This window comes from Pantoea sp. SGAir0184 (assembly GCF_043544755.1).
Genome location: NZ_CP028050.1, coordinates 2,652,236 through 2,676,727, shown reverse-complemented (window position 1 = coordinate 2,676,727; position 24,492 = coordinate 2,652,236). Strand labels below are relative to the sequence as shown.

The window sequence follows — 24,492 nt, the reverse complement described above, 5'->3', positions numbered from 1 at the left end:
ACGGACGCAGTGTGTGGATAATTCTATTGACTCGTTGCGTCAGATAAGTAGAATGCATCGCATCGAACGGCAGCAAGGCTGCAAGAAGCTGAATAAAATCAGAAAGTTCGGTGAAGCATAAGCAAATGCGGGAATAGCTCAGTTGGTAGAGCACGACCTTGCCAAGGTCGGGGTCGCGAGTTCGAGTCTCGTTTCCCGCTCCAGATATTGCAATACGTCGCAGACGGCTTGCACCTCAGATTAAAAGGCGCGTTGGCAGAGTGGCCATGCAGCGGATTGCAAATCCGTCCACCTCGGTTCGACTCCGGGACGCGCCTCCAGTTTACACCCTGCCCGGGTGGTGAAATCGGTAGACACAAGGGATTTAAAATCCCTCGGCTTATGGTCGTGCGGGTTCAAGTCCCGCCCCGGGCACCATATTTAATACCGAATAAAATCAAAGCAATAAGTAGCAATGTCGTGACCGCCCAAGGGCGGTTTTTTTGTGCCTGAAAAATAAAAACGGGACATAACTTCTGTCCCATTAATCTCAATCCTGTGGCTGCCCGACCGGGCCTTCGCCTTCGCTGGCACCAGGCACTGACTGCTTGCTGGGTGCGTGCGGACGTCCGTCACTGCCCACCGCGTCGCTGTGTTGCATACAACCGGCCAGGGTAACCAATGTCAGTGCCGCTAAGGCTGATTTCATCAAACCACTCATCTTGCTCTCCTCCTGTTACGAACCGCGTAATCGTTAACGCACTGAGAAATAAGCAAAGCCACGAATCCGCCTTTACGCAAGCGAAGCGCGAACAGTTTTCTTCTTTACTCTTAGCGGTCCTGCGCCAGCGTTTCAACGCGACGTCGGTATTCTCCCGGTGTGCAGCCAAACTCACGGACAAACGCTTTGTGAAAGGATGATTCGCTGGCGTAGCCGACGGCCAGAGCGATGTTGATTAACGGGGCTGTTTCGCGTGCCAGTCGCTGAGCGGCCAGCTGCAGACGAAGGGCGGTGAGCACGGCCAGCGGCGTGGTAGCGCTGAGCTGGCGGAACAGCAGCGCGAATGAGGCGCGGGACATAAACACTTGCTGAGCCATGGCTTCTACCGTCCACGGCCTTTCCGGCGCGGCGCACAGCTGGGTGATTAAAGGGCCAAGACGTGGATGCAGAGCCAGGGAGAGTAAGCCAGGGTGCGCTGCGTGAGTTAAAAGCCCATGACGTACCGCCAGTGTGAACAGGCTGCCAATCTGCTGGCTGCGAAGTGCGGCATCACCAGCAGCTGGCAGTGCGTCAGCACTCTGGGTGATGAACGGCAGCACCGCAGCCAGCCAGCGCCCATCGCTGCTTGTGGGTTCGGGGGCCAGCATTAGCACTTCGGGCAGGGCGGTGAGGAAAGCATGCGCCGACGCGGGCAGTTCCAGCAGGCCGCATACCAGTTGGGTTGGCTGGGTATGGCGCTGATAAATACGATGCGCGGCGTTTTGCGGCAGAAATATGACGCTGCCAGCAGTGAGTTCGACACCCGCAGTGACGGGCATATCCAGCATGACCCGGCCACCAGTGACCGTATGCCAGCGCACTGCGCACAGGTGCCCGGCGCTGTGCGGCAGTTGCCACTCACCGCTCAGCACGCAGTTCTTATCTATGCTGCCCTGCGGGTTATGCAGCAGCAGCAGTTGACTCAATGGATCCATCTGTTTTTTCCCTTTTCCCTGAACTGCCCGCTTGATTCAGACGCAAAGACAAAAATACCAGCGTTGCGGCGAAATACGGCGCGGCAGCAAACCGTAAGCTTTGGGTGATGACTATTTTTGACGCTCATGGAGAACATCATGAACCATTATCAGGCAGCAATCATCGGATTTGGTAAAGCAGGTAAAACGCTGGCGGCGGCTCTGGGGCGCGCCGGATGGCGTGTCGCGATCATCGAAAAATCCCGCGTAATGTATGGTGGCACCTGCATTAATGTCGGCTGTATCCCAACGAAAGCACTGGTCCACGATGTGCAACATCATGCCAGTTTCAGCGATGCCATGCAGCGCAAGGCGGCAGTAGTAGAATTGTTGCGTGAGAAGAATTACCTCAATCTGGCCGCCATTGCGCAGATCGATATCATTGATGGTGAGGCGGAATTTGTGGATGCCCACACGCTGAAAATCACCTCATCGCAGCAGGTCAGCCAGATTCATGCTGAGCGAATTTTTATCAATAGCGGTGCCGAAGCGGTGTTTCCCGCACTGGAAGGCTTAGTTGCCGGACCGCGCGTGGTTGACAGCAGCGGTATCCTGAATTTAACGCAACTGCCGCAGCGGCTGGGGATCCTTGGCGGCGGTTATATTGGCGTTGAGTTTGCTTCCATGTTTGCCGGTTTTGGCAGCGAAGTGACGTTGTTTGAAAGTGCACCGCAATTTCTGGCGCGGGAAGATGATGATATCAGTGCGGCGATAGCCGGGATCCTGCAGGAGCAGGGCGTTAAGCTCGAGCTCAACACTGCATTACAGCGTGTAACCAGTGGTCGCGACAGCGTGACGCTGCATACCGCACAGGGCGATCGTGAAGTCGATGTGCTGCTGGTCGCCACGGGCCGTCGCCCGGCGACGAAGGCACTGAAACTGGAAAACGCGGGAGTGGTGACCGATGCGCGCGGCGCGGTGCGCGTCGATAAACAGCTTAAAACTTCCGTGGATCATATCTGGGCGCTGGGCGATGTTACCGGTGGGCCACAGTTTACCTATATTTCGCTTGATGATTTCCGCATCGTTTACGATCAGTTGCTGGGTAAGGGCACGCGCACCACCGAAGATCGCGTTAACATCCCGTATTCCGTGTTTATGACGCCTGTGTTATCACGGATTGGTTTGACTGAAGCGCAGGCGCGCGCGCAGGGGCGGGATATTCAGGTGGTGACACTGCCGGTCGCCGCGATTCCGCGTTCGCGCGTTGTTGACGACACCCGTGGCATGCTGAAAGCCGTGGTTGATAATGGCAGCCAGCAAATTCTCGGCGTGGCGCTGCTGGCAGCGGACTCGCATGAAGTCATTAACATCGTGAAAACGGTAATGGATGCCGGGCTGCCGTATAGCGTGCTGCGTGACCAGATATTTACCCACCCAACCATGAGCGAATCGCTCAATGATCTGTTTGCCCTGGTAAAATAATGCCGAACAGGACGCCCGCACCGGGCGTCCCTATCGCACATCTAGCCGAGATTGCCGCTGAGGCGATCGCGGAAATCGCTGCTGCGGTTATCCAGGCCGGTGAAGGTGACGCTGGCGCCGTGCCGCTGGTAGCGGTACTCAATGGCGTCGAGCGCCGCCACGCTGGAGGCATCCCAAATCTGCGCGTGGGTCAAATCGATAGTGACGCGCTGCGGATCGTGGCCGTAGTCAAAATGCTCAAACAGATCGTTGCTGCTGGCGAAAAACAGCGGGCCGCGCACCGTGTAGTGCACTTGCTCGCCATCGTCACTCAGCTGGCGTTCGGCATGAATTACATGAGCGATGCGGCGGGCAAACAGCATCATGGCCAGCATCACGCCCACCAGCACGCCAAGCGCAAGGTTACCGGTCCACACCGTGACGGCGACGGTCAGCACCATCACCAGCGTTTCCGACCACGGCATGCGTTTTAGCGTGGCCGGCTGCAGGCTGTGCCAGTTCACGGTTTTCACCGCGACCACCATCATAATGCCCGCCAGCACCACCATCGGAATCTGCGCCATGATCTGGCTCAGACCGGTGACCAGCAACAGCAGCACCAGCGCCGCGGCCACGGTGGATACCCGGGTACGCGCCTTGCCCAGCTCGACGTTAACAATGGTCTGGCCGATCATCGCGCAACCGGCGATACCGCCGTAAAACCCTGCCAGAATATTGCCGACGCCCAGCGCCCAGGATTCACGCCGCTTGCCGGAAGGCGTATCGGTCATGTCATCCACCAGTTTGGCGGTCAGCAGGGATTCCATCAGGCCGACGAAGGCGACCGACAGCGCGGTGGGCCAGACAATCTGCAGCGTGTGCAGATTAAGCGGCACCAGCAGGGTATTGAAATCCGGCAGGCCGGCGCGCATTGGCCCTTCATCACCGACGTTGGGCACGCGATAGCCCAGCAGCAGCGCGACAGCGGTGACAGCCACGATAGCCACCAGCGGCGAAGGCACGCTTTTAAGCACTTTGGGCAGCAGCAGCACGATGGCCAGCGTGGCGGCGAACAGCAGCCACACCAGACCCGACTGGCCCCAGACGTGCGGCACCTGCGCAAAGAAAATCAGTATGCCCAGCGCGTTAACGAAGCCGATCATCACCGAGCGCGGAATATAGCGCATCATGCGCGACAGCCCGGCAAGGCCGAAAATGATTTGAATCATACCGCCGATGATCACCGCCGGCAGAATGTACTCCACGCCATGCGCGTGCACCATCGGCCCGATCACCAGCGCGACGGAACCGGCCGCCGCGGTGACCATCGCTGGCCGTCCTCCCAGAATCGACAGCGTCAGGCACAGTACCACCGAAGCGACAAGGCTGACTTTAGGGTCGACGCCGGCAATCACGGAAAACGAAATCACTTCCGGTATCAGCGCCAGGGCGGTAATCACCCCGGCCAGGCACTCGCGGGTGAAAAGAGAGGGGGAACGCAGCACACGTGCGACCGTGATGTCGCTCGCTGTGGCAGCGGGGCGATCGGCAGTTTGACTCATCTGTTGCAGGCTCTTTTATTGGATGCGCATGCCGTCACGGCATAGCAATATTTAATGGAAAAGTTAACGCTGGCGATGTTACCGGGGGATGACGCGAGGCGCCAGTAAAACGGGGCGATAAGGTTGATTCCATCCCTGGAATCCGCTGCGGCTACAGCGAAAAATCATCCGGGGTCTGGTGAACCACCAGTTCCAGCAGGTGACGGTAGACATCCAGCTGGACGACATCGGCTTCCTGCTCCAGCCGGCCAATCAGGGCGGCAATAATGGCCTTATTGGTCACCGGCATACCGCTGTGCAGGATTTCAGCAATCAGATGGCCTAAGACTTCCATCTCATTGGTTTCACTGTTAACGGCCTGTTTGAAATTGTCAGCGATGGCATCGCTGCTATTGACGGCATTTTGCATGTGTAAGCCCTTAAGATTGGCTGATGGCCCAGCGGCCAGCACAACCAGGATGAAATATTTCCGCGCGGACAGGCGCGAAAAACCTGACTCACCACCCAACACAAAAAGACACCTCTGAAGGTGGAAATCCACAACACCTTCAGAGGCGACGCAACTGCATCATTCGTTACCGAATCGTTAACCGATTCATGGCGGCTAAAGTTATACAGTAACCCCTAATCTGTACAAGCGGCGGCTTGTGCATTTCGTGCTTATCAGGCTAATTTACTCAATATTATAGAGTATTTTGCCGAAAAAAGTTATACAGGCAAGCTGTACACACGACCTGACCGGGCCTTTCCGCGACTTAAGTGAAACTGGTAATCTGCACGCAGCACGACTAAATTTGCTGATGTAAGCAAACTTTTCATTCGCACGTCGCTTAGCTTATAATAACCTTCCCATTTAGTTAGAACTCTAACCATTAGGCCGCTACGCTTTGACTGACCATCCACAACCGTTCTCCCGTCTGTTGCATCTTACTGCCCATGCGTGGCGGCTGGCGGTTGATCGCCGCCTGAAAGAGAGCGGTTTAAGTATGAGTAGCTGGCTGGCAATTGCCAGCGTGGCGACCGCCAGTGAACCGCCGACGCAAAAGGCGCTGGCACAGCTATTGGGGCTGGAGGAAGCCAGTGTGGTGCCGCTGGTCGATCGGCTGGTGAAACAGCAGCTGCTGGCACGGGTGCAGCCAAAGGAAGATCGTCGCAAGCGCCTGCTGGTGTTAACCGAGCAGGGCGGCGAGGCGTTCGCTACGGTAAAAACGCAGGCGGATGCGCTGCGCGCCCAGCTGCTGGCCGATATCGATCCCGCCGCGCTGGCAGTGACCGAAAACGTGTTGCAGCAGCTGCTTGAACGCTTAGGAAACGTATAGCCGTGGCGAAACGTAACCCGTATGCGCCTCGCGAATGGCTGCCGCACGAAAAGCCGATGCTGCCGGGATCGCCCTCGACACCGCTGCATGCGCCATCGAAACGCATCGCGTTTGGTCTGATCGGCCTGCTGATCTCCATTACCGGCGCGCTGAGTAATGCGCTGGTGACCGCCAACCTCACCAATCTGCAGGGCACCTTCGCCGCATACAGCAACGAAATCGCCTGGCTGCCGGCGGTCTACGTGATGGGCAATATCTCCATTAATCTGTTGCTGGTGAAGTTCCGCCAGCAGTTTGGCCTGCGGCTGTTTACCGAGGCCTTTCTGGTGCTGTACGTCATCGTGGCGTTTTTTCACATCCTCGCTAACGATCTCAGCTCAGCGATTATCGTGCGTACCGCGCACGGCATGGTGGGCGCGGCGCTCAGCTCGCTGGGCATCTATTATCAGATCCAGGCCTGGCCGGCGAAGCACCGTCTCAAAGCGCTGGTGATTGGCATCACCGCTTCACAGCTGGCGATTCCGCTGGCGCGGCTGTTCTCCAGCGAGCTGCTGCAGCTGGAGGAGTGGCGCGGCCTCTATCTGTTTGAACTGGGCCTGGCGATGATTGCGCTGGGCTGCGTGCTGGTGGTCAAGCTGCCGCCGGGCGACCGTATCAAAGCGTTCGAAAAGCTCGATTTCGTCACCTTTATGCTGCTGGCACCGGGCATGGCGTTATTGTGCGGCGTGCTGTCGCTCGGCCGCATTGAGTGGTGGTTCAGCACGCCGTGGCTCGGCGTCTGTCTGGCGCTGGCGCTGGTGCTGATTGTCGCGGCGGTGGTGCTGGAGCATAACCGCGCTAACCCGCTGATTAACACCCGCTGGCTGAGCAATGGCATGATCGTGCGGCTCGGCATTGTGATGATCATGATGCGCATCGTGCTGGCCGAGCAGAATACCGGTGCGGTGGGCTTTCTGCAGCAGCTGGGCCTGCTCAACGATCAGATGCGCGGGCTGGCGCTGGCGATCATTGCGGGCGTAATCTGCGGCATGATTGCCAGCGCGCTGACCATCAAACCCAACCATCTGAGCTGGCCAATCGTGGTCTCGCTGGCCGTAATGATTGTCGCCTCGCTGATGGATGCGCAATCCAGCCCGCTGACGCGTGCCAGCAATCTCTACTTCAGCCAGTTTCTGCTCGGTTTCAGCAGTGCTTTTTTCCTTGGGCCAGCGATGCTGCTTGGCATCGGCGGCGTGGTGACTCAGCCGAAAAATCTGGTGAGTTTTGTCGTGCTGTTTGGCATGAGCCAGAATCTTGGCGGGCTGATTGGCTCCGCCATTCTCGGCACCTTCCAGACGTGGCGTGAAAAATATCACTCCAGCCTGCTGGGCGATCAGCTGTCGCTGCTCGATCCCAATGTGGTTGATCGCCTCAGCCAGTACAGCGCGCTGTTTCGCAGCCAGCTGGCGGACAGCGGCCTGCTCAGCGCGCAGAGCAGCAGTCAGCTGCAAACCGTGGCCACGCTGCAGGCCAACGTGCTGGCTTATAACGATACCTATTTACTGACCGCCGCGCTGGCAATGATAACGCTGATGTGGGTGCTGTGGCGCCTGACGCGGCTGCGTTATCTTAACTGGCGCCAGGCGCGACATAATCTGACTGAGCAACAGCAGCAGGCTGCGCCAGCAAACCGAACGGAGACCCCATGAGTCAACAGGACGATCTACAGGCTGCGGAGCGCGAGCGCACCAACCGCCGACGGATTCTCTCTATCGCCGCCGGGAGCGGTATCGCCATCGTGGGCGTGCTGGTGATTTTATACGCCTGGCAGCTATGGCCCTTTACCAGCACTATCCAGTCAACGGAAAACGCCTATGTGCGCGGCCAGGTGACCTTTATCAGCCCGCAGGTCAGCGGCTACCTGACGAACATTGAGGTGGTGGATCTGCAGCCGGTGCGCAAAGGACAGCTGCTGATGACCATTGACGATCGTATCTATCGCCAGCGCGTGCATCAGGCGCAGGCACAGCTGGCGATGAAGATTGCCGCGCAGAATAACAACCAGCAGCAGCAGAAGAGTGCGGAGGCCACAATCGCCAGCAATAAAGCCGCGCTGGAGAATGCCAAAGCGCAGGCGCTGAAAAGCAGTCTGGATTTGAAGCGGGTGGAAAATCTGGCGGCGGATGGCTCGCTGTCGTTACGCGAGCGTGACGCCGCGCGCGCAGCCAATGCGCAGGCTCAGGCCCAGCTGCGCCAGGCGGCGGCGCAGGTGGCGGTCTCGCAGCAGAATCTGCAAACCACTATCGTTAACCGCGCGGCGCTGGCCGGCGACGTAGCCAGCGCGCAGGCGGCACTGGAGCTGGCCAATATCGATCTGGACAACACGCGCATTATCGCGCCGGACAGCGGCCAGCTCGGTCAGCTGTCGGTGCGCAAAGGCACGTACGTTACTGCCGGCACGCGGCTGACTTCGGTGGTGCCGGATAATAAATGGGTGATTGCCAACCTGAAGGAAACCCAGCTGGCGCGTGTGCGCCCCGGCCTGCCGGTGTCGATCCGCGTTGATGCGCTGGACGGCAAGCGCTTTGATGGCCGCGTTGAGTTTATCTCGCCCGCTGCCGGATCTGAGTTCAGCGCTATCTCGCCAGATAACGCCACCGGTAACTTCGTGAAAATCGCCCAGCGCATTCCGGTGCGCATCAAAATTCTTGGTGACGATCTGCAGCAGCTGCGGCCCGGGATGTCAGTGGAAGTCGACATTGATACCGCCGCCGAACCAAACCGGGATGCGTTATGAAGCGGCCGTTACTCGCGGCGCTCATCGCGCTACTGCTGACCGGCTGCGCCCGCGAAGTGGAGCAGGCGCCGTCGTCGCTGCCGATTCCGCCTGACTGGCGCCAGCAGGTCGGGCCCGCCGCCGCGCCGGAAGCGCAGTGGTGGCGCAGCTTTGGTGATGATCGCCTCAACTGGCTGGTAAACCAGGCGCTGCAGCACAACAGCGATATTCTCATTGCCCGGTCGCGCGTCGATCAGTATCGCGCCGAGCTGCGCGCTGCGCAGGGCGACAACTTCCCGACGCTGTCGGCGGGCGTGGCGGCAACCCATCAGCGTGCGCTGTCAGCGGCGACCGGTCAGCCGTACGAAAGTGCGGTATTTCAGGGACTGCTGCAGGCGAATTATGAGGTCGACTTATGGGGCAGCCGCAGCAACAGCATCCGCGCGGCGGAAGCCACGCTGGCGGCGCAGCGTGCGGCGGCCTCGGCAGCCGAGCTGACGGTGGCCAGTTCGGTCGCGTCCGGTTACCTCAGCCTGTGCGCGCTCGACGAGCAGCTGCGCGTGACCGAGGCCACGCTGGAAACGCGGCAGAACTCGCTGAACCTGGCGCAGCGTCAGTTCGAAACCGGCTATACCTCGCGGCTCGAATGGATGCAGGCGGCGTCGGAGTATCAGACAGCGAAAGCGCAAATTCCGCAGCTGCAGCATCAGATCGCCCAGCAGGAGAACGCGCTCAGCATTCTGGTTGGCATGAATCCGCGCCAGATTGCACGCAGCAGCCAGTTCGACCAGCTGCGACCCCACGCACTGCCGGCGCTGCTGCCGTCGCAGCTGCTGAATCGCCGGCCTGACATAGTCCAGGCGCAGCGCCTGCTGCTGGCGAGCGACGCGTCGCTGGCGGCGGCGCAGGCACAGCTGCTGCCATCGCTCAACCTGACGGCGTCCGGCACGCTGCAGAGCAGCCAGCTACACGATCTGCTGGATAATCCGTTCCGCCTGTGGAGCATCGGCGGCAGCGTGCTGGCACCGCTGCTCAACCGCGAAGCCCTGACCGCGCAGGTGGATGTGGCGATGGCGTCGCGCAACCAGGCGCTGTACGGCTACGAAAGGGTGGTGCGCAACGCCTTTGCCGAGGTGGATAACGCGCTGGATGCCATCACGCGCAGCCAGCAGCAGCTGACGGAACTGCAGGCGCAGGAACGCTACGTTGCCGAGGCGTGGCGGATTGCGCGCAACCGTTATCAGAATGGCTATGCGTCCTATCTCGATGAGCTTGATGCGCAGCGCACGCTGTTCAGCACCCAGCTGAATATTGTGGCGGTGAAAAACACGCTGCTGCTGGCGCAAATCGATCTCTACCGCGCACTTGGCGGCGGCTGGCAGGGTTGATCATCATGCCGCAGCCGCCTGGCTGCGGTCATAAATGATGTCTAAAGCCCGTTCACCCCGCTTTCACAACAGCACCAGCCCGAACTTAAGTGGTTCATGCTTTTTTTTACTTGTCTTTACAATTAGTGGTATTATCCGCGGCGCTTTACACAGTCTGAACGGAACTATGCAGGGGTTGTTACCTGCACGGCCGCGTGGTTGCGCGGCTTGCCATGACAGGGGAAGAAAAGGAAATGATGAATAAAAAAGCCACGCTGGCACTGCTGGTTGCAGCGGTATTAATCACCGGCTGTGCATCGCGCACGGCACCGATCCAGAACGTCAGCCAGACGGTCGCACAGAGCTACAGCGATCAGCAGATGCAGCGGGCTATCGTGGAAGCTGGCGCGGCCAATCACTGGGTGATCTCACCGGCGGGTCCGGGCGTGATGAATGGTCTGCTGGCAGAGCGCGGCCACACGGCGAATATCCGTATCACCTACACTGCTAACAGCTACCGCATTGATTACGTCAGCAGCACCAATCTGAAAGCAGGCAGTGGCCAGATTCACCGTAACTACAACCGCTGGATTCAGAACCTGAACCAGGGCATCCAGACCCGTCTGGCGGTGCAGGCGGTAAAATAAGTCATCACGCGCGCCGCTAACAGTTAATCGTAAAGTTAGCCGGCACGCTGCCGAAATAGAAACAGGCGGACCCGATGTCCGCCTGAGAACTCGGCGACATCCGCGTGAGGCGGATGACTGGAATAGAGAGCAGGGAAGGGATGCCGCGCAGCGAAAATCTGACCATCCCTGAGGCTGAAGAAAGAATGCAGGTATGAAACTCGCTTACTCCCTTGTTGACTGGCATGCCATCGCGCCGGGCCACAGCAGCGCCGACGACTGGCAGCGCTGGGCGCAACACGCGCCGGTACTGGATGCCTGCCTGGCTATCGCCAAACCTCAGTTTTTACCGATGATGACTGCCCGTCGCCTCAGCCCCGGCAGCCGTGCCGCCGTTGAGTGCGGCCTTGCGCTGCTGGCCCGACAGTCGGTTGACGCCGTGGTGTTTACCAGCCGCCATGGCGAACTGGAACGCAATCTGCGTATTCTGCGTACGCTTGCGGACGGCCAGCCGCTATCCCCCACCGACTTCGCGATGTCGGTGCACAACTCGGCGGTCGGCAGCCTGACCATCGCCGCACGTCAGCCATTAGTGTCATCGTCAATTTCTGCCGGCATCGACAGCTTCCAGCAGGGCCTGCTTGAGGTCAGCACGCTGCATCAGGCCGGTTACCGGCAGGTGCTGCTGGTGGATTTTGACGGGCTGGTGCCCGACTACTACCGTCCGTGGCTGCCGGAGATCGATACCTTTAATGCACCCTACGCGGTTGCGCTGCTGCTGCGCGCCGGCGAAGCGTGGCGCTGTACGGCGACCGCCGCCCGCTCTCAGCCCGATGCGCTGCCGCAGAGCCTGCAGTTTCTGCATGCGATGCTGAGCGAAACGGCGGATTTCACCCTGGCCGGCGAGCGTCATCAGTGGCGCTGGGAGCGTGCTCATGGCGGATAACGCTATGCCGATGCGCCAGCGGCGCGGTGGCAACTATTACTGGCGGCTGGTGATGACCGCGCTTTGCTTTAGCCTGTTTAGCATTGGCGGTCTGTTGCTGTCGCTGATCTGGTTCAACCTGCTGCTGCTGATTCAGCGTGACGGTCTGCGCCGGCGGCAGATCGCGCGCCGCAGCATTGCGTGGAGCTTTCGCTGCTTTCTGCGCTTCTGCCGTTTTGTCGGCGTGTATGACTATCAGATGCTGGGCGCAGAAGCGCTGCGTCAGGATCGCGGCTGCCTGATTGTCGCTAACCATCCGTCGCTGATCGATTACGTGATGATCGCCTCGCTGTTACCCGAGATGGATTGCCTGGTGAAGGCCGACCTGCAGCACAACATTTTCTTCCGCGGCGTTATTAAATCAGCCGATTACCTGATTAACAGCGAGGCGGAGACGCTACTGCCGGATAGCCAGCAGCGGCTGGCACGCGGCGATACCATTCTGATTTTCCCCGAAGGGACGCGCACCCGCTACGGCCAGCCGCTGCAACTGCAGCGCGGTGCGGCAAATATTGCGGTGCGCGCCGGATGCGATCTGCGCGTGATTCATATCACCTGTACCCAGCGTATGCTCGACAAGCAAAGCCGCTGGTATCAGATTCCGCTGGTTAAACCGGTTTTTACGGTACGCGTACAATCGCGTATTGCCAGCCACGCCTTTCACGAAGCTGATGAGGATGCGCAGCCGCTGGCCGCGCGCCGTTTGACGCGTTATTTGCAACAGGCGCTGGTGCCTGAAGAGACAAAGTAAGTTATGCAAGCACTGATTGACGACATTAAAACCATGATTATCGACACGCTGAATCTGGAAGATATCAGTCCGGATGATATCGATAGCGATGCACCGCTGTTTGGCGAAGGGCTGGGGCTCGACTCGATCGATGCGCTGGAGCTGGGACTGGCGGTAAAAAACCGCTTCGGCGTGCAGCTCTCCGCCGAGAGCGAAACGCTGCGGGCGCACTTTTTTTCCGTGGCCACACTGGCCGCTTTTGTTGAACAACAGCAAGCCTGAGAACCGTCGACATGAATAAACAAGATATTTACCAGGAAGTGGCGACGCTGCTGACTACGCTGTTCGAAATTGATCCGGACGAGATTCGCCCGGACGCTCGCCTGTATGAAGATCTCGAACTCGACAGTATTGATGCGGTTGACATGGTGGTGCATCTGCAAAAACGCACCGGGCGTAAGATCAAGCCAGAAGCCTTCCGCGCGGTGCGCACCGTACAGGACGTGGTTGACGCCGTCGACCAGCTGATGCGCGACCAGGCCTGATAAACGCCATGCACAGGCTGTTGCAGCTGCTGAACGCGCTGGCGCTGATCGCCTGGCCATTGCTGGTATGGCTGGCGCTGACTCACCCGCAGTGGCGCGGCGTGCTGGTGCTGCTGGCGCTGGTGTTTGCGGCGCGCATCTGGAGCCTGCGTCAGACGCAGGGCGCGCTGAACCGCACGCTGCTGCTGCTGGCGCTGATCGGCTGCCTGCTGTCTCTCGCCAGTATCGTGTTGCGGGCGCAGCATCTGCTGCTGTGGTATCCGGTGGTGGTGAATGGCCTGTTGTTTCTGCTGTTCGCCGCGTCGCTGTTCAGCCCGATGCCGCTGGTAGAGCGCCTGGCGCGCCTGCGTGAACCTCAGCTGCCGCCGCGTGCCGTTCGTTATACCCGACGCGTGACGCAGGTGTGGTGCGGGTTTTTTATTTTCAACGGCAGCGTGGCCCTGACTACCTGCCTGCTGAGTCATATCCGGCTATGGACACTCTGGAACGGGTGCATCAGCTATGTGCTGATGGGCGCGCTGATGGGCGGCGAATGGCTGCTGCGTCAGCGCATGAGGAAACACGCATGAAGGCCGTGGCGATTCGCGACTGGCTGCACGGCGCCGATCGTCTCGTCGCCTGGCAGGGGCAACAGCAGCATACGCTGGCGCAGATGCGGCAGCAGGTGCTGGGCTTAACCCATCAGCTACAGGCGCAGCCTGGCGAACGCTGGGCGCTGTGCTTTGACAACAGTTACCACTTTACCGTGGCGCTGCTGGCGAGCTGGTACGCCGGCAAAACGCCGGTCATCCCCGGCCACTGCCGCGCAGCGCAGCTGGAAGAGATGCACGACAGTCTTGATGGCGTGATCAGCGATATGCCGCTGGCGGTCACCCTGCCACAGCTACGCTGGGACGGCGCGCTGGCGCAGGGCGCGCTGCCAGAGATGGCGGCGCAGGCGAGTCTGGTGCTGTTCACCTCCGGCTCAACCGGAACGCCGCGTCGCGTGGTCAAATCACTGCGCGCCATGGACCTGGAAGCTCAGTGGCTGGCCGATCTGTGGGGCACGCGTCTGCAGGCGTGTCACATCATTGCCTCGGTAAGCCATCAGCATCTGTATGGCCTGAGTTTTCGCATTATTCTGCCGATGGCGCTCGGCCTGCCGTTCGCCGCGCAGCAAATTTTTTATGGTGAGCAACTGGCGGATCAACGTGCCGATCGCCGCTACGCCTTTATCAGCAGTCCGGCGTTTTTGCGCCGGCTGGACACGGCGCTGGTGGCGCCGCCCTGTGCACTGATTGTCTCCGCGGGCGGCGCGCTGCCGGGCGCGGATGCGCAACGCGCGCAGCAAACGCTGGACTGCGCGGTGGATGAAATTTATGGCAGTACCGAAACCGGGGTGATCGCGTGGCGCCGGGCCAGCGATGACGCTGCGCTGTGGCAGTGTTTCCCCCACGTTTCGCTGCGCGAGATCGCGCCGCAGCGCTGGCAGGTCTTCTCCGATCTGCTGGAAAGCCGCGCGGGCTGTGCGCTGGACGACCGTATCGTGCAGCAGCCGTCGGGCCATTTTCAGCTGGCAGGACGCCAGGATCGGGTGGTGAAAATTGAAGACAAGCGCGTGTCGCTGAGCGAAGTAGAGCGTCGCCTGCTGGCGCTGCCTGGTGTGGAAGATGCCGCCGCGCTGGCGATTCAGCGTCACGGCCGCCATGCCATCGCGGTGGTGCTGGCGCTGCCGCAGCTGCCAGACGCCGCCACGCTGCACCAGCGTAAACAACAATGGAAACGCGCGCTGCAACCCTGGCTGGAGCCGGTCGCCATGCCGCGCTACTGGCGGGTGGTGACGGCAATTCCGGTCACCGCGCAGAGCAAACGCGCATGGCCGCAGATAGAGGAACTGTTTGATGTTACCGGTTGAATTAAACGCGCAACAGCAGGATGGCACGCTCACCCTGCGCCTGCTGGTGGCTGCCGACCTGCTGTGGTTTCGCGGCCACTTCCCTACGCTGCCGATTCTGCCGGGAGTGGCGCAGCTTGACTGGGTGCTGCACTACGGCCTGACGCGCCTCGCGCCGGGTAAGAGTTTTGCCTCGATTGAAAACATCAAATTCCAGCAGCCGGTGCCGCCGGATGCGCAGCTGGAGCTGCAGTTGCAGTGGCTGCCGGAAAAGTCGCTGCTGAGTTTTCGCTACGCGCTGCTGCGCGGTGCGCAGGCTGAGGTCGCCAGCAGCGGGAAGATTCGCCTGTGCTGAGTGCCTCTTTTGCGCCTTGCGTGCTGATTCCCTGCTACAACCACGGTGCCATGCTGGCGTCGGTGCTGGCGCGGCTGACCCCGTTCAACCTGCCGGTGATCGTGGTCGACGACGGCAGCGATGCCCGGACCAAACAGCACATCGCTGCGCTGGATGCGCCGCAGCTCCGGGTGCTGACGCTGCCGCACAACCAGGGTAAGGGAGCGGCGGTGATTGCCGGACTGCGCGCCGCCGCGGCCGCGGGTTTCAGTCATGCGCTGCAGCTGGACGCCGACGGACAGCATCAGGTGGAGGACACACCGCGCATGCTGGCAGAGGCTGAACGCTATCCGCACTGCCTGATCTCCGGCCAGCCGCAGTACGATGCCTCAATCCCGAAATCCCGGCTCTATGGACGCTACATCACCCATTTCTGGGTATGGGTGGAAACGCTGTCGTTCTCGCTAAAAGACAGCATGTGCGGTTTCCGCGTCTATCCGCTGGCAGCGTCGCTTGAGCTGTGCGATCGCCGCGCTATTGGCCAGCGCATGGATTTTGACACCGAGATCATGGTGCGCCTCTACTGGCAGGGCACGCCGAGCCGGTTTATCCGCACGCGCGTGACCTATCCGCCGAGCGGCGTCTCACACTTTGACGCGCTGCACGACAACCTGCGTATCTCGTGGATGCACACCCGCCTGTTCTTTGGCATGCTGCCACGCATCCCGCAGCTGCTATCCCGCCGGCGTCAGCAGGCGCACTGGGCAGCGACGCCAGAGCGCCGCGGCCAGTGGGGGCTGCGCTTTATGCTGTGGCTGTACCAGCGTGCCGGCCGCCTGCCGTTTATTCTGCTGCTGTGGCCGGTGGTGGCGGTGTACTGGCTCAGCGGTCGCGCGGCGCGGGCGGCGTCGCAGCAGTGGCTGACGCGCGTACAGGCCGTGGCGCATCAACAGCAGATTGCGCTGCCGCGGCCGCTCAGCAGCTATCGCCACTTCCTGCGTTTTGGCAACAGCATGCTGGATAAAGTCGCCAGCTGGCGCGGTGACCTGCAATGGGGACGCGATATCGACTTCGCGCCCGATGCGGAAGCGGTGATTCGCGCCGCGGAAGGCAAAGGCCAGCTGATTCTCGCCTCGCATCTGGGCGATATCGAAGCCTGCCGGGCGATGGCGAAGCAGGTCAGCGGTCTGGTGATCAACGCGCTGGTGTTCACCGACAACGCCCAGCGCTTCCGCGCAGTGCTGGAGAGCATTGCGCCGCAGGCGGGCGTCAATCTGCTGCCGGTCAGTGATATCGGCCCGGACACCGCAATTTTACTGCAGCAAAAGCTGGATGCCGGTGAGTGGGTGGCCATTGTTGGCGACCGCACCGCCGTGCAGCGTCAGCGCGGCGGCGAACGGCGCGTGGTGTGGAGTGAATTTATGGGCCAACCGGCACCGTTCCCGCAGGGACCCTTTGTGCTGGCGGCGGCGCTGCGCTGTCCGGTGCTGCTGATGTTCGCGCTGCGCCAGCAGGGCAAACTGCGCGTGCACTGTGAGGCCTTTGCCGATCCTTTACCGCTGCCGCGCAATGGGCGACAGCAGGCGCTGCAGGCGGCGGTCGATCGCTACGCTGCGCGCCTGCAGCATCATGCCCTGCTGGCACCGCTGGACTGGTTTAACTTTTACGATTTCTGGGCTCTGCCCGAAGAGGAGCAACGCGATGCGTGACGCAAGCTGGCGCGCGGAGATTGAACGGGTGGTCTCGTTTCATGACTGCGATCCGATGGGCGTGGTGTGGCACGGCAACTATTTCCGCTACTTTGAAGTGGCGCGTGAAGCGCTGCTGCGCAGTATCAACTACAGCTATGCAGAGATGAGCGCCAGCGGCTACGTCTGGCCGGTGGTCGATACCCGGGTTAAATACCGCCTGCCGCTGCGCTGTGAAGAGGCCATTCGTGTTGAAGCCAGCATCAGCGAATATGAAAACCGGCTGCGCATCGATTATGTCATCCGTAACGCTGCCGGGCAGGTGACCACCAAAGCGCACACGCTGCAGGTGGCGGTCAGCGCCAGCACGCAGGAGATGTGCTTTGTCTCGCCGGATATTCTGCTGCAGCGTTTGGGGGTGTCATCATGATTCGTCTGTTCTGCCTGCTGTTGACGCTGCTCAGCGCCAGCGCCAGCGCGGTGACGCTGGAACAGCTACAGCAGCGCTTTGCCAGCCAGCCGGTGATTCGTGCCAGCTTTGTTCAGGTGCGCAGCATCGCCGGCATGGCGCAGCCGCTGGTGTCGCGCGGCCAGCTGTTGATTGCTCAGCAGCAGGGGCTGTGGTGGCACCAGGCGACACCGTTCCCGATGACGCTGATTCTGGATGATCACCGTATGGTGCAAAGCATGAGCGGCCAGCCGCCACAGGTGATCACCGCTGACAGCAATCCGCAAATGTTCCAGTTTAACCATCTGCTGCGCGCGCTGTTCCAGGCGGATGAGCAGGTACTGCGCGAGAATTTTGTGCTCGATTTCCACGATGACGGTGGCGACGGCTGGCAGCTGAGCCTGACGCCGAAAGCGGCACCGCTGAATAAGATCTTCAACCGCATCGATCTGCAGGGCGCGGCGTATCTCAACCGCATTACGCTGGATGACCGCCAGGGCGATAAAACGGAAATCACTCTGAGCGATACCCGTACGCAGCCCGGCCAACTGACTGATGAAGAGCGAGCCCGTTTTGCCGCAGCGCAGTGAGATTTTTGCCGCGCGCGCCTGGCTGGCCGTCTGTCTGCTGCTGATGCTGGCGCTGGCCTTGTTACTGCCGCGCAGCCACATTAACAGCAGCGTGCTGGCTCTGCTGCCGCAGCAGAATCTTGGCCAGGCGCCGGCAGAGATTCAGCAGGGGTTTATGCAGCGGCTCGACCGCCAGCTGGTGTGGCTGGTGAGTGCGCCTGGTGCAGACGGTGACGCCGCCGCCGCGTGGTGGCAGGCGCAGCTCCGGGCACTGCCGATGCTCAGTGAGGTCAGCGGCGCGCTGGATGATGATCAGCTGCAGCGCTGGGGAAGCTTTGCTTATCAGCATCGCAACGGGCTGATCGATCCGCTGACGCGTGCGCGACTGCAGCACGGCGGCGGCGCGCAGGCTGACTGGATTCTGGCGCAGCTGTTCTCGGCGTTTGCCGGGGTGAGCAGCAAAGAGCTTGCCGGTGACCCGCTGCTGCTGGTGCGTGGCGCGCAGCTGGCGCTGCAGCAGAACGCCAGCAAAATGGTGCTGCACAATGGCTGGCTGACGGTCAGCGATGCGCAGCAGCGCCGCTGGTATTTTCTGCACGGCGAACTGGTACATAACGCCTTCAGCATGGCGCAGAGCCATCAGCTGGTCAGCGCGCTGCATCAGCTTGAGCAGCAGTTGAAACAGCGCTGGCCGCAGGCGCAGCTGCTGACGCGCGGCACGGTGCTGTTCAGCGACGATGCCAGCCAGCGCGCGCAGCATGATGTTGCCACGCTGGGCAGCGTGACGCTGGGCGGTTTGCTGCTGCTGGTGTGGCTGGTGTTTCGCTCACTGCGGCCGCTGGCGCTGAGCGCACTGTCGGTAGCCATCGGGGCGATGGCCGGCACCGTGTTCACGCTGCTGTTTTTTGGTGAGCTGCATCTCACCACGCTGGTGATGAGTCTCAGTATTGTCGGCATCTCGGCCGATTATACGCTGTACTACCTGACGGAACGCATGGTGCACGGCGAGCACGCCACACCGTGGCAGAGTCTGCATAAAGTGCGCGGTACGCTGCTGCTGGCGCTGGGCACCACGACGATCGCCTGGCTGCTGATGCTGCTGGCACCGTTTCCCGGGCTGCGCCAGCTGGCGGTATTTGCCGCCAGCGGCCTGAGCGCCTCGTGCCTGACGGTGATCTGTTTCTATCCGTGGCTGGTGCGCGGCCTGCCGGTGCGACCGGTGCCAGCGATGGTGTGGCTGGCGCGCTGGCTGGCCGCGTGGCGCCGCCAGCGCGGGCTGCGCGTCGGGTTACCGCTGCTGGTGGCCCTATACGCGCTGAGCGGCATCTTACAGCTGCGCGTCGACGATAATATTGCTCATCTGCAGAGCGCGCCGGCGCAGCTGCTGGCGCAGGATCGCCAGCTGGCGCAGCTCACCGGGCAGCAGGCCGATCAAACCTGGTTTGTGGTCTGGGGTGATAACGAGCAGCAGGTGTTGCAGCGGCTTAATGCGCTGGCGCCCGAACTGCAGCGCGCGCAGCAGCAGGGCTGGCTGGCGAGCTATCGCCTGCTGCCGCTCAGCACGCTGGAACAGCAGCAGCAGGATGTCGCGCTGTTACAGCAGGCGGCCCCGACCATCATGGCGCGTCTGCAACAGGCCGGTATTCGTCCGGCGCAGGCCAGTCTGCAGCCGATGCCGGTTAGCGTGCAGGCGTGGCTGGCGAGTCCGCTGAGTGAAGGCTGGCGGCTGCTGTGGCTGTCGCTGCCTGACGGACGCAGCAGCGTGCTGGTCCCGGTGAGCGGCGTGCAGAACAGTGCCGCACTGCAAAAACTGGCGACAGCGCAGGCAGGCGTGAGCTGGGTCGATCGCAAAGCCCGTTACGATGAGTTGTTTGGTTTCTGGCGCACGCTGCTAAGCGGCCTGCTGGCGCTGGCGCTGCTGCTGATCAGCGTCAGCTACACCCTGCGCCTTGGCCTCAAAGCCGGGCTGCGCAGCGCGCTGCCGTCATGGCTGTCGCTGGCGGCCGCGCTGGCCACGCTCGGCTGGCTGGGTGCCAGTCTGAATCTGTTTGCGCTGCTGGCGCTGATTCTGGTGCTGGGCATTGGCATCAATTACACGCTGTTTTTCAGTAATCCGCGCGGCACGCCGCTGACGTCGATGCTGGCGGTAACGCTGGCGATGATGACCACGCTGCTGACGCTGGGCATGCTGGTATTCAGCAGCACCAGCGCTATCAGCAGCTTTGGTACCGTGCTGTGCAGCGGAATTTTTTGTGCATTTTTACTGGCGCCGCTGGCGCTGGCGGGCGGAAAAAGGAAATCACGATGAGAATGGGTGCGTTACTGCTGGCGCTCAGCCTGCTACTGAGCGGGTGTGCGTCTCACCATGACGAGTCCAGCCGACCCACGGCCTGGCTCAAACCCGGCGTGCGCGTCACGCTGCCGGCACCGGGCATTTCGCCCGGCTTTCAGCAGCAGCAGTTGCTGACCGGGCGCGTGAAGGGCAAAACCCAGTCATTGCTGGTGCTGCTCAGCGCGGATGCGCAGCAGATCTCGCTGGCCGGGCTGTCGTCGCTTGGCATCCGGCTATTCCGCGTCACTTACGATCAACAGGGGATTCATACCCAGCAGATGATGGCGCTACCCGACCTGCCGCCAGCCAGCCAGGTGCTGGCCGATATTATGCTGAGCTACTGGCCGGTCAGCGCGTGGCAGCCGCAATTGCCGTCCGGCTGGACGCTGCGCGATGTGGGCGACCGGCGCGAATTGCGCGATGCCTCCGGCCAGCTGATCAGCCAGATTCATTATCTGCAGCGCGGGGAACAGCGTGAGCCGATTAGCGTCGATCAGCGCGCCTTTGGCTATCAGATTCACATCCAGCATCTGGACGCCTCCTCATGATTTACCTGTCGGCTTTTGGCATGGTCAATGCGCTGGGCAGCAGCCTGGCGCAGATTGCCGCCCAGCTACAGCAGGGCACAGCGCCCGGCATGCAGCCGCGTGACGGCTGGTTAGCGCAGGGCAAGCGCTGCTGGCTGGGTGAAGTGCCGGGCGCGCTGCCGCCGGTACCGGCTGAACTGGCGGCGCATGATACGCGCAACAATCGATTGCTGCTGGCGGCGCTGCAGCAGTGCCAGCCAGCGCTGGATGAGGCGATTACGCGCTATGGTCGCGCCCGCGTGGCCATCGTGCTGGGTACCAGTACTTCCGGCGTGGATGAGGGCGATCGGCAGACGGACGGCGGCCATGCCGGTTATGACTACCGGATGCAGGAACTGGGCGATCCGTCGCGCTTTCTGGCGCACTATCTGCAACTGGATGGCCCGGCGTACACGATTTCTACTGCCTGCTCCTCCAGCGCGCGCGCCATCATCAGCGGGGCGCGGCTGATTGCTGCCGGTCTGGCCGACGTAGCGCTGGTGGGCGGTGCGGACTCGCTCAGCCGCATGCCGATTAACGGCTTTGCCAGCCTCGATTCGCTGTCGGAACAGCACTGCGCACCGTTCAGCGCCGGGCGCGACGGTATTTCGATTGGCGAAGCGGCGGCGCTGCTGCTGCTGACGCGCGAGCCACAGCCGCTGGCGCTGCTGGGCTGCGGTGAATCGTCAGATGCCTGGCACATGTCAGCGCCGCATCCGCAGGGCGTGGGCGCGGAAGCCGCCATGCGCATGGCGCTGCAGCAGGCCGGTTTGCAGCCGCACGAGGTGGGCTATATCAATCTGCACGGTACCGCCACGCCGCTGAACGATCAGGTTGAAGCGGCGGTGATTCACCGCCTGTTTGGCGATGCCGTGCCGTGCAGCTCCACTAAGCACCTCACCGGCCACACGCTGGGCGCAGCAGGCGCCACCGAAGCCGCGCTGGCGGCCCTGATTATCCAGCAACAGTTGTCGCTGCCGCCGCAGGATTTTTCGCACGCGACGCAGGATAGCACGCTGCCGCCCTGTGGACTGCTGACTGTGGCACAGCCGCTGGCGCGCCCGGTGATTGCCTCCAACTCATTTGCCTTTGGCGGGAACAATACCTGCCTGATTGTAGGATCTTCGCATGAATGATTTTTTGCCGGTGGGCGATTACCTGCCGCACCGCGCGCCGCTGCTGCTGCTTGAGCGCGTGCTTGATGTCACGCCAGACAGTGTTGTCTGTGCAGTCACGGTGAGCCCGCACGGCGTGCTGGCACCGTTTCTCACGCCGCAGGGCGAGCTGCCGGCGTGGTTTGGCGTCGAGATTATGGCGCAGACCGTGGGCGTCTGGTCCGGTTTTCATGCCCGCCAGCGCGGTGCCAGTGACATCCGCCCCGGCATGCTGCTGGGCGGGCGCGGCTATCGCGCCAGTGCGTCCACCTTCGCGGCACACAGTGCGTTGCAGATTGAGATGCACCTGCTGATGCGCGATGACAAGCTGGGCAGTTTTGAGGGCGAGATCCGCTGCGGCACCAGCCTGCTGGCCAGCGGACGACTGAACACCTACCAGCCCGACGACGACGAATTAACCCGATTAGCGCAACAAGGAACCGAGTGATGACCCGCAGCGTATTAGTAACCGGGGCCAGTAAAGGTATTGGCCGTGCCATGGCTTTACGTCTGGCCGCCGACGGATTTGATATTGTGGTGCATTACCACCGCGACGCCGCCGGTGCGCAGCAGACGCTGGCGCAGATCGTTGCCGCAGGCGGCCGCGGCCGCACGCTGCAGTTTGACGTGGCACAGCGGGAAGCCACGCGTAACGCGCTGGAGCAGGATATCGCCGCGCACGGTGCTTATTATGGCGTGATCAGCAATGCGGGCATCACCCGCGACGGTGCTTTTCCGGCGCTCACCGAAGACGAATGGGACAGCGTGATCCACACCAACCTCGACAGCTTCTACAACGTGATTCATCCCTGCGTCATGCCGATGATCGGCCTGCGCCAGGGCGGACGCATCATTACCCTCTCTTCGGTCTCCGGCATGATGGGCAACCGCGGGCAGGTCAACTACAGCGCGGCCAAGGCCGGTATCATCGGCGCCACGAAAGCGCTGGCGATTGAACTGGCGAAACGCAAAATCACCGTTAACTGTATCGCGCCAGGTTTGATCGATACCGGCATGACCGATCTTGAGCCGCAGGTAATCGACGAAGCGCTGAAAATCATTCCGATGAAACGCATGGGCGCGGCAGACGAAGTGGCTGGCCTGGCCAGCTATCTGATGTCGGATATCGCTGGCTACGTTACGCGGCAGGTGATTTCCATCAACGGAGGGATGTTGTGATGCAGCGGGTAGTGGTTACCGGTATGGGCGGCGTCACGGCTTTCGGTGAGAGCTGGAGCGCGGTGGCGCAGCGCATTAAACAGGGCCAGAATGCGGTACGTAAAATGCCGGAGTGGCAAGTCTATGATGGCCTGCACACGCTGCTGGGCGCGCCGATCGATGACTTCACGTTGCCGCCGCACTACACGCGTAAACGCATCCGCGCCATGGGGCGCGTCTCACTATTGGCGACGCGTGCCACCGAGCTGGCGCTGGAGCAGGCCGGCCTGATTGACCATGCGGTGCTGACCAGTGGTGAAACCGGCATCGCCTATGGGTCTTCGACCGGCAGCACCGGTCCGGTGAGCGAATTCGCCACCATGCTGACGGAAAAGCACACCAACAACATCACCGGCACCACCTACGTGCAGATGATGCCGCACACCACGGCAGTCAACGCCGGACTGTTTTTTGGTCTGCGCGGTCGCGTGATCCCCACGTCCAGCGCCTGCACTTCCGGCAGCCAGGCGATTGGCTACGCGTGGGAAGCCATTCGCCATGGCTATCAGACCGTGATGGTCGCGGGCGGGGCAGAGGAGCTGTGCCCCTCGGAAGCCGCCGTGTTCGATACGCTGTTTGCCACCAGCCAGCGTAACGACGCGCCGCACACCTCGCCGGCACCGTTCGATCAACAGCGCGACGGTCTGGTGATTGGTGAAGGGGCGGGCACGCTGATCCTGGAATCGCTGGCACATGCGCAGGCGCGCGGCGCGACCATCTATGCGGAGCTGGTCGGTTTTCACACTAACTGTGACGCGGCCCATATCACTCAGCCGCAGCGTGAAACCATGCAGATTTGTATTCAGCGCGCGCTGGACAGCGCAGGGGTGACGGCAGCGCAGATTGGTTACATTAACGCACACGGTACCGCCACCGATCGCGGCGATATTGCCGAAAGCCAGGCGACGGCAGCAATTTTTGGCAATCGTACGCCCATCTCTTCGCTGAAAAGCTATTTCGGTCACACGCTGGGTGCCTGCGGCGCGCTGGAAGCCTGGATGAGTATTGAGATGATGCGTGAGGGCTGGTTTGCGCCCACGCTGAATCTGACGCAGCCCGCCGCCGAATGCGGTGAGCTGGATTACATCACTGGCGCGCCCCGGCAGCTACAGACCGATTACGTCCAGTCAAACAACTTTGCTTTTGGCGGTATCAACACCTCGCTGGTGTTTAAACGCTGGCGCGACGCCTGAGTCTCTCCGTTTACCCCTCATTCCCGTCGCCCGGCGGGAATCTTCCTCCCCGATGATGCCTCTGGCGGTGATACACCGCCGGATTTTGCTTGCATTTGGCTGTACGCTGCG

26 protein-coding genes and 3 tRNA genes are annotated in these 24,492 nt (G+C 61.4%); 25 read left to right on the top strand and 4 right to left on the bottom strand.

What is annotated here, in order from left to right; all coding sequences use genetic code 11:
* The first annotated feature begins 127 nt into the window (after window positions 1-127).
* The 3 genes from C1N60_RS12715 (at window position 128) to C1N60_RS12705 (ending at window position 417) form a co-directional block, all read left to right on the top strand.
* Window positions 128-203, top strand: a tRNA-Gly gene (locus C1N60_RS12715).
* 43 nt (window positions 204-246) lie between these two features.
* A tRNA-Cys gene (locus C1N60_RS12710) sits at window positions 247-320 on the top strand.
* Between the two features lie 11 nt (window positions 321-331).
* A tRNA-Leu gene (locus C1N60_RS12705) sits at window positions 332-417 on the top strand.
* A 112-nt stretch (window positions 418-529) separates the two neighbouring features.
* On the opposite strand, the gene C1N60_RS12700 is transcribed toward C1N60_RS12705, so the two are convergent.
* Window positions 530-700 (bottom strand): hypothetical protein, encoded by a 171-nt coding sequence (locus C1N60_RS12700; RefSeq protein WP_275025410.1) that lies wholly within the window; start codon window positions 698-700, stop codon window positions 530-532.
* A gap of 110 nt (window positions 701-810) precedes the next feature.
* Entirely contained in the window at window positions 811-1,674 is an 864-nt protein-coding gene (locus C1N60_RS12695) for a helix-turn-helix domain-containing protein (RefSeq protein WP_288444042.1), read from the bottom strand.
* A gap of 138 nt (window positions 1,675-1,812) precedes the next feature.
* Between C1N60_RS12695 and rclA the strand changes: the two genes are divergently transcribed.
* A complete protein-coding gene (gene rclA / locus C1N60_RS12690; protein ID WP_394520932.1) occupies window positions 1,813-3,138 on the top strand; it encodes a reactive chlorine resistance oxidoreductase RclA in 1,326 nt (441 codons plus the stop codon).
* 41 nt (window positions 3,139-3,179) lie between these two features.
* Here rclA and C1N60_RS12685 read toward each other — a convergent pair whose 3' ends face one another.
* Entirely contained in the window at window positions 3,180-4,679 is a 1,500-nt protein-coding gene (locus tag C1N60_RS12685) for a SulP family inorganic anion transporter (RefSeq protein WP_058775405.1), read from the bottom strand.
* Between the two features lie 151 nt (window positions 4,680-4,830).
* Window positions 4,831-5,088: a biofilm/acid-resistance regulator YmgB/AriR gene (locus C1N60_RS12680; RefSeq protein WP_021508271.1), complete on the bottom strand. Its 258-nt coding sequence runs from the start codon at window positions 5,086-5,088 to the stop codon at window positions 4,831-4,833.
* A gap of 478 nt (window positions 5,089-5,566) precedes the next feature.
* On the opposite strand from C1N60_RS12680, the gene C1N60_RS12675 reads away from it, so the two are divergent.
* The 21 genes from C1N60_RS12675 to C1N60_RS12575 all read left to right on the top strand — a co-directional run bounded on the left by C1N60_RS12675 (window position 5,567) and on the right by C1N60_RS12575 (window position 24,381).
* The gene (locus C1N60_RS12675) at window positions 5,567-5,998 is read left to right on the top strand and encodes a MarR family winged helix-turn-helix transcriptional regulator (protein WP_058769594.1); all 432 of its coding nucleotides are present in this window, start codon (window positions 5,567-5,569) and stop codon (window positions 5,996-5,998) included.
* Between the two features lie 2 nt (window positions 5,999-6,000).
* Window positions 6,001-7,686 carry an MFS transporter gene (locus tag C1N60_RS12670; protein ID WP_132465245.1) on the top strand — a complete coding sequence of 562 codons (1,686 nt, stop codon included), beginning with the start codon at window positions 6,001-6,003 and terminating at the stop codon, window positions 7,684-7,686.
* Window positions 7,683-8,774, top strand: coding sequence for an HlyD family secretion protein (locus tag C1N60_RS12665; RefSeq protein ID WP_394520931.1), 1,092 nt, complete (start codon window positions 7,683-7,685; stop codon window positions 8,772-8,774). The genes C1N60_RS12670 and C1N60_RS12665 overlap by 4 nt, the downstream gene beginning before the upstream one ends.
* Window positions 8,771-10,141 carry an efflux transporter outer membrane subunit gene (locus C1N60_RS12660; RefSeq protein WP_159378284.1) on the top strand — a complete coding sequence of 457 codons (1,371 nt, stop codon included), beginning with the start codon at window positions 8,771-8,773 and terminating at the stop codon, window positions 10,139-10,141. Before C1N60_RS12665 ends, C1N60_RS12660 begins: the two co-directional genes overlap by 4 nt.
* A 236-nt stretch (window positions 10,142-10,377) precedes the next feature.
* A complete protein-coding gene (locus C1N60_RS12655; RefSeq protein ID WP_058759697.1) occupies window positions 10,378-10,767 on the top strand; it encodes a hypothetical protein in 390 nt (129 codons plus the stop codon).
* A 193-nt stretch (window positions 10,768-10,960) separates the two neighbouring features.
* Window positions 10,961-11,692 carry a beta-ketoacyl synthase chain length factor gene (locus C1N60_RS12650; protein ID WP_282995862.1) on the top strand — a complete coding sequence of 244 codons (732 nt, stop codon included), beginning with the start codon at window positions 10,961-10,963 and terminating at the stop codon, window positions 11,690-11,692.
* Window positions 11,682-12,482, top strand: coding sequence for a lysophospholipid acyltransferase family protein (locus tag C1N60_RS12645; RefSeq protein WP_021508264.1), 801 nt, complete (start codon window positions 11,682-11,684; stop codon window positions 12,480-12,482). The genes C1N60_RS12650 and C1N60_RS12645 overlap by 11 nt, the downstream gene beginning before the upstream one ends.
* A 3-nt stretch (window positions 12,483-12,485) precedes the next feature.
* The gene (locus C1N60_RS12640) at window positions 12,486-12,743 is read left to right on the top strand and encodes a phosphopantetheine-binding protein (protein ID WP_021508263.1); all 258 of its coding nucleotides are present in this window, start codon (window positions 12,486-12,488) and stop codon (window positions 12,741-12,743) included.
* Between the two features lie 11 nt (window positions 12,744-12,754).
* On the top strand, window positions 12,755-13,006 hold the full coding sequence (locus C1N60_RS12635; RefSeq protein WP_021508262.1) for an acyl carrier protein: 252 nt from the start codon (window positions 12,755-12,757) through the stop codon (window positions 13,004-13,006).
* 8 nt (window positions 13,007-13,014) lie between these two features.
* Window positions 13,015-13,575, top strand: a complete 561-nt coding sequence (locus C1N60_RS12630; RefSeq protein ID WP_394520930.1) for a COG4648 family protein — start codon at window positions 13,015-13,017, stop codon at window positions 13,573-13,575.
* Window positions 13,572-14,900, top strand: a complete 1,329-nt coding sequence (locus C1N60_RS12625) for an AMP-binding protein (RefSeq protein WP_394520929.1) — start codon at window positions 13,572-13,574, stop codon at window positions 14,898-14,900. The genes C1N60_RS12630 and C1N60_RS12625 overlap by 4 nt, the downstream gene beginning before the upstream one ends.
* Window positions 14,887-15,234, top strand: coding sequence for a 3-hydroxyacyl-ACP dehydratase FabZ family protein (locus C1N60_RS12620; RefSeq protein WP_278426553.1), 348 nt, complete (start codon window positions 14,887-14,889; stop codon window positions 15,232-15,234). Before C1N60_RS12625 ends, C1N60_RS12620 begins: the two co-directional genes overlap by 14 nt.
* A 50-nt stretch (window positions 15,235-15,284) precedes the next feature.
* The gene (locus C1N60_RS12615; protein ID WP_394521753.1) at window positions 15,285-16,922 is read left to right on the top strand and encodes a glycosyltransferase family 2 protein; all 1,638 of its coding nucleotides are present in this window, start codon (window positions 15,285-15,287) and stop codon (window positions 16,920-16,922) included.
* Window positions 16,915-17,331, top strand: a complete 417-nt coding sequence (locus C1N60_RS12610) for an acyl-CoA thioesterase (protein WP_021508257.1) — start codon at window positions 16,915-16,917, stop codon at window positions 17,329-17,331. Before C1N60_RS12615 ends, C1N60_RS12610 begins: the two co-directional genes overlap by 8 nt.
* Entirely contained in the window at window positions 17,328-17,939 is a 612-nt protein-coding gene (locus tag C1N60_RS12605) for an outer membrane lipoprotein carrier protein LolA (protein WP_211725907.1), read from the top strand. The genes C1N60_RS12610 and C1N60_RS12605 overlap by 4 nt, the downstream gene beginning before the upstream one ends.
* Window positions 17,905-20,226 carry an MMPL family transporter gene (locus C1N60_RS12600; protein ID WP_394520928.1) on the top strand — a complete coding sequence of 774 codons (2,322 nt, stop codon included), beginning with the start codon at window positions 17,905-17,907 and terminating at the stop codon, window positions 20,224-20,226. The genes C1N60_RS12605 and C1N60_RS12600 overlap by 35 nt, the downstream gene beginning before the upstream one ends.
* Complete coding sequence (locus C1N60_RS12595) at window positions 20,223-20,798, top strand: DUF3261 domain-containing protein (protein ID WP_059010480.1); 576 nt, start codon at window positions 20,223-20,225, stop codon at window positions 20,796-20,798. The genes C1N60_RS12600 and C1N60_RS12595 overlap by 4 nt, the downstream gene beginning before the upstream one ends.
* Entirely contained in the window at window positions 20,795-21,952 is a 1,158-nt protein-coding gene (locus C1N60_RS12590) for a beta-ketoacyl-[acyl-carrier-protein] synthase family protein (RefSeq protein WP_125309386.1), read from the top strand. The genes C1N60_RS12595 and C1N60_RS12590 overlap by 4 nt, the downstream gene beginning before the upstream one ends.
* Entirely contained in the window at window positions 21,945-22,418 is a 474-nt protein-coding gene (locus C1N60_RS12585) for an ApeP family dehydratase (RefSeq protein ID WP_021506454.1), read from the top strand. The genes C1N60_RS12590 and C1N60_RS12585 overlap by 8 nt, the downstream gene beginning before the upstream one ends.
* Complete coding sequence (locus C1N60_RS12580) at window positions 22,418-23,149, top strand: 3-ketoacyl-ACP reductase FabG2 (RefSeq protein WP_058759685.1); 732 nt, start codon at window positions 22,418-22,420, stop codon at window positions 23,147-23,149. Before C1N60_RS12585 ends, C1N60_RS12580 begins: the two co-directional genes overlap by 1 nt.
* On the top strand, window positions 23,149-24,381 hold the full coding sequence (locus tag C1N60_RS12575; RefSeq protein WP_394521752.1) for a beta-ketoacyl-ACP synthase: 1,233 nt from the start codon (window positions 23,149-23,151) through the stop codon (window positions 24,379-24,381). The genes C1N60_RS12580 and C1N60_RS12575 overlap by 1 nt, the downstream gene beginning before the upstream one ends.
* Window positions 24,382-24,492: the final 111 nt, after the last annotated feature.